This is a genomic window from Mesorhizobium sp. M2E.F.Ca.ET.219.01.1.1 (assembly GCF_004016445.2).
Classification (GTDB): Bacteria; Pseudomonadota; Alphaproteobacteria; order Rhizobiales; family Rhizobiaceae; genus Mesorhizobium.
The window spans coordinates 1-288 of the sequence record NZ_SADT02000260.1 but is presented as its reverse complement, the minus strand read 5'-3'; the positions used below and the strand labels follow the sequence as shown (position 1 = coordinate 288).

1 protein-coding gene is annotated in these 288 nt (G+C 66.0%); it reads right to left on the bottom strand.

Annotated features, from left to right (window positions below; genetic code table 11):
• On the bottom strand, positions 1-288 hold a 288-nt coding region (locus EN862_RS35755; RefSeq protein ID WP_193771652.1), incomplete at both ends, for a TIM44-like domain-containing protein.

Genomic DNA, 288 nt, shown 5'->3' with positions numbered 1-288 from the left:
GCCATCGGCGTAGGCCATGACGATCATCTCGTAAGCCATCTTGGCGCCATCGACGAAGCCCTTGGGGTCGAAAGACGCATCGTTGTCCTTGATCGTCCTCAGACCCTTGTTGAGATCGGTGTCGGGCTTGGCGAAGGCGTCGATCTCGGCATAGGCGTCGACGGCTGGCTCCCCAGGCGCCCGCTTGCGCGGCAGCGAGACGACATTCTCGGCCTTCTGGCCGGCATCCTGCTCGCGGGTGCGGCTCGCCGAATAGGGGTCGAAGGGCGGGCGCTCGCTGCCCGTGCG